This is a genomic window from Pseudorhizobium xiangyangii, assembly GCF_020531965.1.
GTDB lineage: Bacteria > Pseudomonadota > Alphaproteobacteria > Rhizobiales > Rhizobiaceae > Neorhizobium > Neorhizobium xiangyangii.
The window spans coordinates 1-721 of sequence record NZ_JAJAWH010000112.1 but is presented as its reverse complement, the minus strand read 5'-3'; the positions used below and the strand labels follow the sequence as shown (position 1 = coordinate 721).

Below are 721 nucleotides of genomic sequence, written 5' to 3'. Positions count from 1 at the left end.
CTATCAGGGCTATCGCAACCCGGAAAACTTCATCGTCGTCTCTGATGCCTATCCGACGATCACAGCAATGTCGGCCGACCTCATCCTGCCGGCCGCCATGTGGGTGGAAAAGGAAGGTGCTTATGGCAACGCCGAACGCCGGACCCATTTCTGGCATCAATTAGTGGATGCCCCCGGTGAAGGGCGATCAGACCTATGGCAACTTGTTGAGTTCTCGAAGCGCTTCACGACTGACGAGGTCTGGCCTGCCGATATTCTTGACAAGAGCCCTGAGTATCGCGGCAAGACACTGTTCGAGGTTCTGTTCCAGAACGGCAAGGTGGACCGCTTCCCCCTTGACCAGGCCAGCAAGGACTATGCCAATCGGGAGGCTGAAGCCTTTGGCTTCTACATCCAGAAAGGTCTCTTCGAAGAGTATGCGGAATTCGGCCGCGGTCATGGGCACGACCTCGGGCCATTCGACCTTTATCATGAGGTCCGTGGCCTGCGCTGGCCGGTTGTCGACGGCGAGGAAACCAGATGGCGTTATCGCGAAGGATATGATCCCTACGTGAAGCCCGGGGAGGGTGTGAAGTTCTACGGCCGCAAGGACGGCAGGGCGGTGATCCTGGCGGTCCCCTATGAGCCGCCGGCAGAATCACCCGATGAGGAATTTGATTTCTGGCTGGTAACCGGTCGTGTTCTGGAGCATTGGCATTCTGGCTCGATGACCATGCGCGTG

Annotated in this window: 1 protein-coding gene; it reads left to right on the top strand. The window is 57.8% G+C overall.

Annotated elements, in window-relative coordinates; all coding sequences use genetic code 11:
- On the top strand, positions 1-721 hold a 721-nt coding region (locus LH464_RS24430), incomplete at both ends, for a molybdopterin-dependent oxidoreductase (protein ID WP_226788986.1).